Source organism: Streptomyces sp. NPDC002104 (assembly GCF_053593795.1).
Genome location: NZ_JBSFDF010000037.1, coordinates 23,204 through 35,758 on the forward strand (window position 1 = coordinate 23,204; position 12,555 = coordinate 35,758).

Genomic DNA, 12,555 nt, shown 5'->3' on the forward strand with positions numbered 1-12,555 from the left:
ATCCGGCGCCGACGGCGGCCCGGGGGCCCTCCGGAGGTCCCGCGGCGGCGCGGCCCCGGGCGGCAGTCAGCAGGCCGGGGCCCGGGCAGCTCTCAGGAGGCCGGGGCCTGGCCGGCGCTCAGGAGGCCGGGGCCCGGGCGGCGCTCAGCAGGCCGGGGCCCGGGCGGCGCTCAGGAGGCCGGGGCCTGGGCCTGGGCCGGGGCCGGCTGCCAGCCGCTGAGCACGGTGTCGAACTGTTCCCGGGTCTTGTCCCAGTCCGCGACCGGCCCCGACATGTACACCGCGTACTCGGTGCCGTCCGGCGCGTAGTACATCTGCTCGATGGCCTTGCGCGGTCCGGTGAAGGCCCCGGTCTTCTCCGTCCAGACGAACTCCCACAGGGCGGCCTTGACCTGTCCCCGGAAGGTGTTCGGGTGCAGGGTCAGGCGCACGTAGTCGGAGCGCTTCGCGACCTGCTTCTCCAGGTCCAGCAGGTGCGCGTACGGGTCCCTGAACTGGGGGGCGCGGTCCATCGCGATCCGGATGAAGTGCTTGCCGTCGTCCTGCGTGTAGTCGATCTGCGAGCCGTCCTCGCGGCGCTTCCAGCCGTCCGGGACGAAGAGGGAGAAGCCCTCCTTGTCGACCGCCTTCACCCAGCCCGCCGGCGGGGTCTTCTCCGGCTGCGCCTTGGCGTCCTCCCCGGTGCCGGCGGCGGCCCCGCCCGAGGCGTCCTGGGTACCGGCCGTGCGGCCCGGGATCCCGCCGTCCGCGCCCGCGTCGCTGGTGTACTTCAGGATCCCGAACACCCCGCCGCCGCCGAGCAGCGCCGCCACCACGGCGACGACCGCCGCACGCCTGAACCGGCCGGCGGCTCCGGCGTCCGGGCGCCCCGGTCCGGCCTCGGACCGTGCGGCGAGCACCGGCTCGGGGCCCGGCTCCGCGCCCCGGCCCCGCCCCGGCTCCCCTTCGCCGGGCAGCGCGGCGGTGTCCGCCGGCTCGTTCCGGGCGGCGCCCAGCTCCTCGGAGCCCATCGCGCGCGTGGGTACGTACGCCTGCGCCGACTTCGGCTCGCGGCCCTCCATCGCCTGCAGCAGCATCTGCTCGGCCTCGTCGGCCGACGGCCGGTGCGCCGGGTCCTTGCGCAGCAGCGCCGTGATCACCGGGGCCAGGGCGCCCGCGTGGGCCGGGGCGGGCGGCTCCTCGTTCACCACGGCCTGGAGGCTTTCGATGGGTGAGGTACGACGGAAGGGCGAGAGGGCCTCGACGGCCGTGTACAGGGTCGCGCCGAGCGACCACAGGTCGGAGGCCGGATCGGGGGAACCGCCGGTGACCCGTTCGGGGGCCAGGTAGTCGATGGAACCGATGAGTTCACCGGTGCGCGTGATGGAGGAGTCGCCCTCGATCGCGGCGATGCCGAAGTCCGCGAGCATCACCCGCCCGTCCTTGGCGAGCATCACGTTGCCCGGCTTCACGTCCCGGTGCAGCACCCCGACCGCGTGCGCGGCGCGCAGCGCACCGAGCACGTGCAGCCCGATCCGGGCCGCCTCACGGGGTTCGATGCGGCCGGCCGTCTTCGCCGCGTCCGCGAGGGAGGGGCCGTCGATGTACTCCATGACGATCCAGGGCCGGTCGTCGTGTTCCAGTACGTCGTGGACCGTGACGACCGCCGGATGCTGGATCCGGGCCGCGGCCCGGGCCTCCTTCTGCGTCCGGGCGTGCAGGACGTCCCGGTCCGCCTGGGCCACGTACAGCCCCGCCGTCAGTTCCTTGACGGCGACCGTCCTGTGCAGCAGCTCGTCGTGGGCGCGCCACACCTTGCCCATGCCGCCCCTGCCGATGGGCTCCACGAGCCGGTACCGGCCCGCGAGCACCGCACCCGCACCTGTCTGCTGTTCCACGAATCCCCGCCGCCGCTCTGTGCACTTCCGGTCAGACTACGGAGATCGCGGGCGGCGGCGGAACCACTCGGAGGCGGTTCGGCCGCACTGTGACGCAATCGCCGTACTGATACCGCGTCAGCCGCCGCTCCTGTAGCTGGCCGTTGCCTGCTCGAAGGTCTCGGTGACCTTGCCCTCCTGGTCCTGCGGGCCGGTCACCATCACGACGTGGTAGGTACCTCCGAGTGCGACGACGAAGTTGCGGGCCACGACGGAACGGCCGTTGCCGTCGATCCAGGTGTACCGGCCGGTGACGCGGAGCTGGTTGCCGACCTTGGTGGACTTGATGTCGCTCACGCTGGACCAGGTGGAGGAGCGGTACGGAGCCAGCTCGGGCTCCTTGTCCTTCTGGTACGTGGCGGGGTCCGGGTTGCCCTGGACCTTGTCCCGGCCGGGGACGACGGTCAGCACGAAGTCCCCCTCCGTGTAGCGGACCTGACCGGACTCGTTCATTCCGCGGCGCTCCCAGCCGTTCGGAACGTCGATGGAGAAGTGCTCGGCGTCCTGCTGGGTGGTGTACCCGGACGGAGCGGTCACGCCCGGCTGCGGGGCCGGCTTGGACTCGGGCGGGTTCGCGGAAGGGCTCGGCGCCTGCGCGGACCCGCTCGGCTTCGGGCTCGGCTTCGGGGTCGGGTTCGCCGGGTTCTGCGACGGGGCCGTGGCGGGCGGCTTCATCCCGGCCGCCTTCTGCCCGCCCTGCGGATCGGCGGAGCCGGGCATGAGGAACAGGGCGTAGGCCACGGCGCCCGAGAGCAGGACGAGGATCCCCAGTAACAGGGAACGCCCCAGCGAGCGCGGCTTGCGGGGCTTGCGCGGGTGTTCGGCGCCGCGGTGGCGGCCGTGCAGGTCGGCTCGCCGCCGGGTGACGGGGAGCCGGGCCGGGTCCTCCACCACCGGCGGCAGCATGGCGAAGCCGCCGTCGGGCTCCGGCGCGGAGCGCACGAGGGAACGCAGCCAGCCGCGGAGCTCCTCGAAGTCGGGGCGCTCGGTGGGGTCCTGGCGCAGCAGGGACTCCACGATGGGGCGCAGCGGGCCGCACTCCTCGGCGAAGGCGGGGGGCTCCGCGCAGACCATCTCCACGAGCTCGGCGACGCTGTCCTCGGGGTACGGGGCATGACCCTGCACGGCCCGGTACAGCAGCGCGCCGAGCCCCCAGAGGTCGGTGGCCGGCCCGACCGGCGCGGCCAACTGCCACGGCCCGTGCACGGCCTGCGCCTGCTCGGGAGCCCACCGCTCGGTGACGGCCCCGACGACGGCCATCCGCGTCTGCCGCGCCCGCTCGGCATCGAGCCCGCTCCGCGGCCCACTCCCCCACCCCCCGGCCGCGGGAGGCGTCCCATATCCGGCACGACCCGGACCTGCCCCCTGCGGGCCGGCCGACGGGTCCGTCTGGCCGGCTCCTCGGATCCCGGCAGCCGCCGGGTAACCGGAGCCGCCCGCGCTGGTGCGCGCCTCGTACCCGGCAGGGCTCGCCCCCTCGCCCTGCAGGCCCGCCTGCCCGGGGCCATGGGGCCCGGGAGCCGTCGCGTACCCGGCACCGCCGTGCGGGCCGCCGTGCGGGCCCGTCTGCCGAACCACCTGGCCGGAGCCACGCGCCCCGGGAGCCGCCGGGTATCCGGAGCCACCGTGCGGGCCGGACTGCGGACCGCCTTGGCCGTAGCCGGCCGACCCGGGAGCCGCCGGATGCGCGGCCGCCCCGGGCTGCGGACCGGGCTGCCCGTAGCCGCCCGCGTTGGTGCTCGCCTCGTACCCGGCAGGGCTCGACCCCTCGCCCTGCGAGCCCGCCTGCCCGGGGCCATGGGGCCCGGGAGCCGTCGCGTACCCGGCACCGCCTTGCGGGCCGGAGTGCGGACCGCCCTGGCCGTAGCCGGCCGACCCGGGAGCCCCCGGATGCCCCGCGCCGGGCTGCGAACCGGGCTGCCCGTAGCCGCCGGCGCTGGTGCGCGCCTCGTACCCGGCAGGGCTCGGCCCCTCGCCCTGCGAGCCCGCCTGCCCGGGGCCCTGGGGCCCGGGAGCCGCCGGGTGACCGGCACCGCCCTGCGGGCCGGACTGGCCGTAGCCGGCCGTCGCGGGAGGTGCCGCGTAACCGGCAGGGTTCTGCCGGCCGGGCTGCGGGCCGCCTTGCTCGGGGACCGCCGGATCCGCGCGGCCCGGACCGAGCTGGAACTGACCGCCGTACGCGGCGCCGTCCTGCGCGACCGGCCTGCCGGAGCCCGCCCGGTCCTGGTCCGGGTGGCCCGATCCTGGCGCGGGCTGCCCGGGGGCCTGGCCGTCGGGGGCGACCCGGGGCGCGTCGCCGTCCGGGGTGTCCGCCTGGTGGTAGCCCTGGGGCAGGGCGAGCTGCGCCGGCAGCGCCGCCCGGGCGGGCGGCTCCGCTTCGGCCGGCGGCAGGGCCTGGCGGCGCGGGGTGGCACCGTGCCAGCTCGCTCCGCTGTCCGGGCCGCCGTACGGGTACGAGTACCCCTGCGGCAGCTTCGACCCCTCAGGCCTCGGCTCCGCCCCGGGCTCCGGCGCGGGCTCGGCTCCGGACCCGGCCTTGCGCTGCTCGGTGATCCGCGCGGCGGCCTGGGCCCCGGCGCGGTACGCGGCGATGGCCCCGGCGCGCGCGGCGGCCTTCAGATCGGGCCGGTCCCCGGCGGCACCCGGGGTACCGGAGCCACCGGGCGTTCCGGGCGTGCCGGGCTTTCCGGAGGTGCCGGGCGTTCCGGGGGAGCCGGTAGGCGCGAGGGCGCCGGAGGCACCGGCCACGCCGGGGGTGCCGTGGGCACCGGGCCCGACAGGCGCCCCGGGGCCGCCCGACACCTCGTAGGCACCGGACTCGGCAGGAGCCCCGGACCCGCCGGACACCCCATAGGCGCCGGGCACGGCAAGGGCGCCTGAGGTGCCGGGCGTGCCAGGGGTGCCGGACGGCCCGTAGGTCCCCTGGCTGCCGGAGGCGCCATGCGTACTCGGGGGACCGGGGTGGCCGGGGGTGGCTGCAGTACCGGAGCCGTCGGGGCCGCTCGCGGGGCCGGGGCTTATGTGGTCCCGGTAGCGCGGCCCGGTGTCGTAGCCCGGAGCCACGAGCGGCGCGTACTCCGCCGCGTTCCCGCCCCGCTGGACGGCCGTGCCCGCACCGGTCCCGCCGTCATCCCGCCCGGAACGCTCCCCGGGCCCGCCCCCGTACGTGTCCTCGTACCGCCCGCCCGGCTGCCCGCCGACCAGCCCGGTACCGGGCCCTTCTCCGTACCCGGCATCCGCCGACGGCCCGTTCCAGGAGCCTCCCGGGGAAGCTCCGTCGTATCCCGCGCCCGCCTCCGGCCCCGCCAGGGCGGCGCGGCCGTGGTGGCCGTCCCCGTGTCCCGCGCCGCTGTCTACGCGGCCCGCCGCGAACCCGCCACCACCCCCGGGTTCACCGCCCGGCCAGGGCCAGGGTCCCGCCGAGGGGTCGTCCGTACCGTCCTGCGGCGGGACCGGGTCGTACCCGCACAGGGCGTCCTCCGCCGCCCCCGCCGCCAGGCCCGTCAGGACGACCCGCCCGTCCTCGCAGATCAGCACGGTCCGCATGGTGATGTTCCGGTGCGTCCACCCGTGCGCGTGCAGCACCCGCAGAGCGGTCAGCACGTCCGCCGCCACCTCCGCCGCCCGGTACGGGCTCAGCGGTTCGTCGGCGATCAGCGCCGCCAGCGGTCTGGCCGGGACGAGTTCGCTGACGATCCACAGCGACCCGCCCTCCGCGAACACGTCGAAGACCTGGTCCAGCCGCGGATGGTCCGGCACGGACGCCGCCGCCTGCGCCGCCTCGATCGCCCTGCGCACGGCGGGCAGTTCGCCGTGCTGGACCCGCCGCCCCCCGGTCACGGGCGGCGGCCCGCCCCGCGTGCCGTCCAGCAGCTCCGCGTCGACGACCTCCGGCAACGGCACCTGCCGTACGAGGACTTCCTGACCGCTGCGCGTGTCGAAGGCCCGGGTCTCGATCAGTTCGTAGGCATCGGACGGCGGCAACGGCAGACGGTAGCGCTCGGCCAGGATCCGGCCTGCGTAGTCCTCCACATCGCCTCCCCCGAGAGCTGCGGACCCGTCCCCCAGGCCTCCCCGCCACGATACGACGCCCAGGGCGCCCGCGTCCCGGCCCTGGCGAGGCTGACCCGAGCCCGCTCGCCGCGCGCGTCAGCCGAGCGGCTGGAAGGTGCCGAACGCCGTGGTGCGCATCTGCGTGCACTCCGCCGCGTCCCACTGGTCCGCGAGGCAGGTGATCATGATGGCGTAGCCGTGCTTCGCGTCCATCCGGAACCCGCGGTCCAGCACCCGGACCCGCGATCCCTTCTGGTCCCGCTCGAACTCCCAGTCCGCGACGGTCGGGTACCCGCGGTACTCGACCGTCTCGAGGCGCAGCAGCTTGTAGTTGCTGCTGCTGCCCGCCACGGCGGGAGCCAGTTCCAGCCAGGCCGCGCGGGCGTCGTCCCGCGGCGAGCTGTTGAAGTCGATCTGGATGCGCGGGAACCCGCCGTCACGGCTGTATATGACGCCGTTGTTCTTCCCTATCACGCCGGTCTGCTTGAAGCCCTCGGGCATGCCCATCGCGAAGTGGAACCCGGGGTCGTTGACCTGGGCGTACCCGGGCGGCAGCCCGGGCAGGGCGCCCCCGGGCGTCGCACCCTGTCCCTGGCCGGGGTTGGTGCCCGAGCCGTTCGGCTGGCCCGACTGGCCCGGGTCCGGCGAAGGGACCCCGGTGCCGGGCGACTCGCCGTTCTTCGGCGTAGGAGAGCCGGCGGGCGGGGGCGAAGCGGGAGCGGGGGTCGACGCACCGGGCGCGGGGCTCGACGCGGCGGCATGGCTGCCGCCCTTGCCGTCCTTCGGGGAGCCGCCCTTGTCGTCGTCACCGCTGACGGCGTACGCGATGACCGAGCCGATCACGGCGAGCGCCACGATCACGCCGGCTATCGCGAGCGCGATGGTGCGGCGCGGCATGACGTCCGTGAGCGGGGCCGCGACGGGCGCCGGACGCGGCGACGGGGCCTCGGCGGCGGTCGCGGCCGTGGCGGCCGCCGCGGCGGCGCTGGCGGCCGCGGCCTTGCGGGCCGACTTCAACGCCGCGCGGGCACGCTCCCGCTGCTCGCGCTCACGGCGCTCGCGTTCCTTCTTCTCCGCCTTCTCCGCGGCCTTGGCCGCCTTGTCGGCCGCCGCCCGCTCGGCGGCGTCGCGGGCCTCGGCCAGCGATATCTGGCGGGTTTCCTCGGCGCCCGGGCCGGCCACGGGGGCCGGCGGCTCGGGAGCGTCGATCACGGCGGTGAGCAGCGCCCGCGCGCGGTCGTCGTCGAGCCGGTGGGCGGGGTCCTTGACGAGGAGGCCGTAGATGACCTCGGTCAGCGGGCCCGCGTTCTTCGGCGGTTCCACCGGCTCGGTCATGACGGCGGTGAGCGTCGCGAGGGCCGACCCCTTGTCGTACGGGGGAACCCCCTCTACGGCCGCGTACAGCAGGCCGCCGAGCGACCACATGTCCGCCGGCGGGCCGGGGCGCTGGCCGCGGGCCCGCTCGGGCGAGATGTACGAGGGCGCGCCGACGAGCATGCCGGTGGAGGTGACGGAGGGGTCGCCCTCGACCTGGGCGATGCCGAAGTCGGTGAGGACCACGCGGCCGTTGCCGTGGTCGGCGAGGAGCACGTTGGAGGGCTTCACGTCCCGGTGCAGGATGCCCTGGCGGTGGGCGGCACGCAGGACGTCGAGCACGGCGAGGCCGACTTCCGCGGCGCGGCGGGGGGTCAGCGGGCCGCTCTCGCGGATGAACTCCGCGAGCGAGGGGCCCTCGATGAGCTCCATGACGATCCACGGCCGGCCGTCCTCGTCGACGACGTCGTAGACGGTGACGGCGCCGCCGCTGCGGATCCGGGCGATGGCCTTGGCCTCGCGGAGGGTACGGGTGATGAGGCGGCGCTTCTCGTCCTCGTCGACGCCGCTGCCGAAGCGGAGCTCCTTGACGGCGACGGTCCGGCCGAGGGTCTCGTCCTCGGCGCGCCAGACCGTGCCCATGCCGCCCTTGCCGAGGACGTCGCCGAGCCGGTACCGGCCCGCGAGCAGCCGGCCCTCGTCGTGCGGGCCCTCTTCCGCCTTGGCCGCGGCGGCCTTGACGGCGGCGGCCACCTCGTCGGCCTTGCTCAGCGCGGTGGGCTTCGGCGCGGCCCCGCCCGCGTGCTTCGCGTCCTCGGCCCCGCCGTCGGCGCGCACGACAGCAGCCTTGCGCAGCTCCGCCTTCACCCCGGCAGGCTCAGCCTCCTCGGCCTTCACGCCCTCGGCCCCTGCCGCAGACTCAGCCTTCCCGCGGACGGGCTTCGCGTCCTCGGGCTCGCCGCCCGCACTCACAGGCTTCACACCCCCGGACACGGCCGCCCCCCGGACGGACCCCGCCTCCCCGCCCGCAGCCGGCTTGCCATCCTCAGGCCCGCCCTTCACCCCTGCGGGCTTGCCACCCTCGGGCGCGGCCTCGCTCCCGACGGGCTTCGCGTCCTCGGCCGCAGCCGGCTTCGCGTCCTCAGGCCCGGCCTTCACCCCGGCAGGCTTCGCACCCACGGGCTTCGCGTCCTCAGCCTCGGCCTTGCCCCCTGCGGGGTTGGCATCCTCGGGCGCGGCCTTGCCGCCCACGGGCTTCGCATCCTCGGGCTCGGCCCCCGCACCCACGGGCTTCGCGTCCTCGGGCGCAGCCGGCTTCGCGTCCTCGGGCCCGGCCCCACGAGCGGCCTTCGCCGCGGCGGGCTTCCGCAGCGCGGGCTTGCGCGACTCCGCCTTCCGCGGCTCCGCCGTGCGCGGCTCCGGCTCCGGCTCCGCCCCGGAAGCGCCGGGCTTCGCGTCCTGCGGCCCCGCCTCCCCGGCGGCTTCGGCCCCGGCCGGGGGCACAGCGGACTCGCCGGCCGGCGCGGCCTTCGCAGCCCCCGGTACGGCGGGCTTCGCCTCGGCAGCCCGCTTCGCGGCTCCCGCCGCGGGCGGCTCGGCCGGAGCCTTCGGGTCCGTCGGGGGTGCGGCCGGAGGCACCGGCGATCCCGTCCCGACAGACGGCTCCGGCGACTCGGTGTGCTCCGGCTTCGACATGCGTCCCCTCTGCGTTCGTGCCGCCTGCTCCGGTTGCCCCTGGCAGCGGCCGGGGTGCCCGGTAACCCGCCCCGGCAGAACCCTCATTGTCCCTTACTCCGCAACGGACGGGAGCCCCGGGTCCGCGGTTCCGCCCGCGAAGTGACGGAGTTACAACGGGACGATGTCAGGCGCCCCGAGCCTCGCCGCGTCCGCCGTCTGGTCGTCCGGCTGACGCTGCGATTCCCGTTCAGCCTGCACTCTTTTCTCGTAGTGCTCCACTTCCTTCTCGATCTGCTGCTCGTCCCAGCCCAGGACCGGAGCCATCAACTCCGCGCATTCGCGCGCCGATCGCGTCCCCCGGTCGAAGGTCTCGATCGAGATCCGCGTACGCCGGGTCAGCACGTCGTCCAAGTGCCGGGCCCCCTCGTGCGAGGCCGCGTAGACCACCTCCGCGCGGAGGTAGTCGTCGGCGCCCGTCAGCGGCTCCCCGAGCGAGGGGTCCGCCGCGATCAGCGCCAGCAGTTCCTCCGTCAGCGACCCGTACCGGTTCAGAAGGTGCTCCACCCGCGCCACATGAAGGCCCGTCCGCGCGGCGATCCGCGCCCGGCCGTTCCACAGGGCCCGGTACCCCTCGGCCCCGACCAGCGGCACGTCCTCCGTCACGCACGGGGCGACCCGCTGGTCGAGGCCGTGCACCGCCTCGTCCACCGCGTCCTTGGCCATCACCCGGTACGTCGTGTACTTGCCGCCGGCCACGACCACCAGCCCCGGCACCGGATGCGCCACCGTGTGCTCGCGCGAGAGCTTGCTCGTCGCGTCGGACTCTCCGGCCAGCAGCGGCCGCAGGCCGGCGTAGACCCCCTGGACGTCGTCCCGGGTGAGCGGGACCGCCAGCACCGAGTTCACGTGCTCCAGCAGGTAGTCGATGTCCGCGCTCGACGCCGCCGGGTGCGCCTTGTCCAGGTCCCAGTCGGTGTCCGTGGTGCCCACGATCCAGTGCCGGCCCCACGGGATGACGAAGAGCACCGACTTCTCGGTCCGCAGGATCAGCCCGGTCGAGGAGTGGATCCGGTCCTTGGGGACGACGAGGTGAATGCCCTTCGAGGCCCGCACGTGGAACTGCCCGCGCTCCCCGATCAGCGCCTGGGTGTCATCCGTCCACACCCCCGTGGCGTTCACGATCTGCTTCGCCCGGATCTCGTACTCCCCGCCGCCCTCCACGTCCCGCACCCGCGCGCCGACGACCCGCTCGCCCTCCCGCAGGAAGCCGACGACCCTCGCCCGGTTGGCGCACTGCGCCCCGTACGCTGCGGCCGTCCGGACCAGGGTCGCCACGTACCGCGCGTCGTCCATCTGGGCGTCGTAGTACTGCAGGGCGCCCACCAGCGCGTCCTTGCGCAGCGCCGGCGCGATCCGCAGGGCGCGCTTGCGCGAGAGGTGGCGGTGCGTCGGCAGCCCGCGCCCGTGGCCGCTGGAGAGCGACATGGCGTCGTAGAGCGCGACGCCGGAGCCGGCATAGAACCGCTCCCATCCCTTGTGCTGCAAGGGGTAGAGGAACGGCACCGGCTTCACCAGGTGCGGGGCGAGCCGCTCCAGCAGCAGCCCGCGCTCCTTGAGCGCCTCGCGCACGAGGGCGAAGTCGAGCATCTCCAGGTATCTGAGCCCGCCGTGGATGAGCTTGCTGGAACGGCTGGAGGTGCCCGAGGCCCAGTCCCTCGCCTCCACCAGCCCGGTCGCCAGGCCCCTGGTCACGGCGTCGAGGGCGGTCCCGGCGCCCACCACGCCGGCCCCGACCACCAGCACGTCCAGCTCCCGCTCGGCCATCGCGGCGAGCGCCTCGGCGCGCTGCACGGGCCCGAGCGGAGCCCGCCCGGCGGCCGCACCCGAACCTCCCCCCGAACCTGCCCCTGCCCCTGCCCCTGCCCCGCTCCCTACGCCTGCGCCTGCCCCAGTCCCAGTCATCACGGCTGCCTGCCTCCCGTTGACGCGGGTCGCCCCGTCCGTCCTGTGCGGCCACCCCACCTGTCGTGGGTGATCCCGCTCACATCGCCCGTTCATGATTCTCACCGGCCGCACCCACATCAGCCACCGCCTGTGGATAACACGGAAGTGACCAAAACCCCTGAATACGACATATCTGTCATATATACGCCTAGTCTGACATTGCGCCAGCTCTCCTCCTCCACAGGACTTGCGCGCTCCGCCCCCTCATGCATGTCAGGGAAGGGAAGGGACGGCACCCCCATGCCCGCAGATCTCGCCGTCATCGGACTCGGCCATCTCGGCCTCCCGCTCGCCCAGGCAGCCGTGGCCGCCGGGATCGAGACGGTCGGCTACGACAGCGGTCCGGCGACCGACTCCACCCTCACCGCCGCCGAGATCCGCCGCATGTCGGCGGCCGGCTTCCGGGTCACCACCAATCCCGTCGAACTCGGCCGGGTCCGCACCGCCGTCATCTGCGCCCCTACCCAGCTCGGCGCGGACCGTGCACTCGATCTGTCAGCGGTCGGCGAGGCGGGCCGCACCCTCGCCGCCCGGCTGCGTCCGCACACCACCGTCATCCTCGAATCGGCGGCCCACCCCGGCGTCACCGAGGACTACCTGCGCCCGATCCTCGAATCGGGCTCCCGCCTGCGCGCCGGCCGCGACTTCCACCTGGCCTACTCCCCCAGCCGGCTCGACCCCGGCAACCGCACGCACGGCATCTCCAACACCCCCAAGGTCATCGGCGGCCTCACCCCCGCCTGCACCGAGTCCGCGCACGCCTTCTACGCCCGGCTCACCGAGAAGGTGGTCCGCGCCCGCGGCCTGCGCGAGGCCGAGACGGTCCAGCTCCTCGAGACCAACTACCGGCACGTCAACATCGCCCTCATGAACGAGATGGCCGTGCTCTGCCACGACCTGGGCGTGGACCTGTGGGACGTCATCCGGTGCGCCGAGACCAAGCCGTACGGGTTCCAGGCCTTCCGCCCCGGCCCCGGAGTCGGCGGCCACGGAGTCCCCCTCGACCCCAACTACCTCCCCCACACCACCCGCACCCCGGGCCACCCGCTGCGCATGGTCGGTCTGGCGCAGGAGATCAACGACCGCATGCCGCAGTACGTCATCCAGCGCAGCGCCACCCTGCTCAACGAGCACGGCAAGTCCGCGCGCGGCGCCCGCGTCCTCCTCCTGGGCGTCACCTACAAGCCGGACCTCGCCGACCAGGAGGGCTCCCCGGCGCGCGAGATCGCCAGCCGCCTCCTCGACCTCGGCGCCCTGATCAGCTACCACGACCCGTACATCGCCGGATGGCGCGTCAGGGACCAGCCCGTCCCGCGTGCGGAATCGCTGTACGAGGCCGCCGCCAACGCCGATCTGACGATCCTGCTCCAGCACCACCGCACCTACGATCTGCAAGGCCTCGCGGTGAAGGCCCAGTTGCTCCTGGACACCCGCGGCGCCAGCCCGGCGGGCGCCGCGCACCGCCTCTAGGGGCGGGGAGCACCCCGGAGAAACCCCTCCACGGATGTCGCAGCCTGCTGCTAGCCTGCGGCGACTTATCTCGCGCATACACCCCCACGTCAGCCGTGCGGGCCCCGTGTGCCCACATCCC

The 12,555-nt window shown here is 75.1% G+C and carries 5 protein-coding genes; 1 reads left to right on the forward strand and 4 read right to left on the reverse strand.

Features of this window, described 5'->3' with window-relative positions; genetic code table 11:
* Positions 1 to 170: 170 nt before the first annotated feature.
* From ACWCP2_RS26820 to ACWCP2_RS26835, 4 genes are all read right to left on the reverse strand, one after another.
* Complete coding sequence (locus ACWCP2_RS26820) at positions 171 to 1,877, reverse strand: serine/threonine-protein kinase (protein ID WP_450911145.1); 1,707 nt, start codon at positions 1,875 to 1,877, stop codon at positions 171 to 173.
* Between the two features lie 117 nt (positions 1,878 to 1,994).
* Positions 1,995 to 5,948 carry a protein kinase gene (locus ACWCP2_RS26825; RefSeq protein WP_450911146.1) on the reverse strand — a complete coding sequence of 1,318 codons (3,954 nt, stop codon included), beginning with the start codon at positions 5,946 to 5,948 and terminating at the stop codon, positions 1,995 to 1,997.
* A 117-nt stretch (positions 5,949 to 6,065) separates the two neighbouring features.
* Positions 6,066 to 8,978 (reverse strand): protein kinase domain-containing protein, encoded by a 2,913-nt coding sequence (locus ACWCP2_RS26830; protein WP_450911147.1) that lies wholly within the window; start codon positions 8,976 to 8,978, stop codon positions 6,066 to 6,068.
* A 150-nt stretch (positions 8,979 to 9,128) separates the two neighbouring features.
* Positions 9,129 to 10,784: a glycerol-3-phosphate dehydrogenase/oxidase gene (locus ACWCP2_RS26835; RefSeq protein WP_450911180.1), complete on the reverse strand. Its 1,656-nt coding sequence runs from the start codon at positions 10,782 to 10,784 to the stop codon at positions 9,129 to 9,131.
* A gap of 420 nt (positions 10,785 to 11,204) precedes the next feature.
* Between ACWCP2_RS26835 and ACWCP2_RS26840 the strand changes: the two genes are divergently transcribed.
* Entirely contained in the window at positions 11,205 to 12,434 is a 1,230-nt protein-coding gene (locus ACWCP2_RS26840) for a nucleotide sugar dehydrogenase (protein ID WP_250744114.1), read from the forward strand.
* The last annotated feature ends 121 nt before the right edge of the window (positions 12,435 to 12,555 follow it).

Bases quoted from the DNA above. Each gene is read 5' to 3' on its own strand.
- ACWCP2_RS26835 (WP_450911180.1), bottom strand. From the start codon at position 10,784: ATGGCCGAGCGGGAGCTGGACGTGCTGGTGGTCGGGGCCGGCGTGGTG.
- ACWCP2_RS26840 (WP_250744114.1), top strand. From the start codon at position 11,205: ATGCCCGCAGATCTCGCCGTCATCGGACTCGGCCATCTCGGCCTCCCG.
- ACWCP2_RS26830 (WP_450911147.1), bottom strand. From the start codon at position 8,978: ATGTCGAAGCCGGAGCACACCGAGTCGCCGGAGCCGTCTGTCGGGACG.